General features: G+C 65.5%; 1 protein-coding gene. It reads right to left on the bottom strand.

From position 1 onward, the window contains the following. A partial coding sequence (locus HMPREF2924_RS20120) for a Tn3 family transposase (RefSeq protein ID WP_141765552.1) occupies positions 1-647 on the bottom strand: 647 nt, incomplete at both ends.

The following is a 647-nucleotide window of genomic DNA, read 5'->3' as shown; positions in this document are numbered from 1 at the left end:
CGCTGCTGCTCGAAGCTCCGATCCCTGATTTCGCCAAGGCGGTTGAAGAACACCGCCCTGGCCAGGGAGTTGCGCGCCTCCCCCTTGTTCAGTCCTGCATGCACGCGGCGGCGCAGCTCAATGCTCTGCAGCCAGTCGAGGATGAACAGCGTGCGCTCGATCCGGCCCAGCTCACGCAGGGCCACGGCCAGGCCGTTCTGGCGCGGGTAGCTGCCGAGCTTGCGCAGCATTAGCGAGGCGGTGACGGTGCCCTGCTTGATCGAGCTGGCCAGGCGCAGGATGTCGTCCCATTGGGCGCGCACGTGCTTGATGTTCAGGGTGCCGCCGATAAGCGGGCGCAGCGTCGGGTAGGCCTGTACGCCCTGCGGCACATAGAGCTTGGTTTCGCCGAGGTCACGGATGCGCGGTGCGAAGCGGAAGCCCAGCAGGTGCATCAGGGCGAAGACGTGATCGGTGAAGCCGGCCGTGTCGGTGTAGTGTTCCTCGATCCGCAGGTCGGACTCGTGGTACAGCAGACCGTCGAGCACATAGGTGGAATCGCGCACGCCGACATTCACCACGCGGGTGCTGAACGGCGCGTACTGGTCGGAGATATGGGTGTAAAACAGCCGCCCCGGCTCGCTGCCGTACTTCGGGTTGACGTGCCC

Source organism: Pseudomonas sp. HMSC063H08 (genome assembly GCF_001813645.1).
GTDB lineage: Bacteria > Pseudomonadota > Gammaproteobacteria > Pseudomonadales > Pseudomonadaceae > Pseudomonas > Pseudomonas aeruginosa.
Note: the sequence above shows the minus strand (reverse complement) of the source record. Positions and strands in the feature narration are given on the sequence as shown.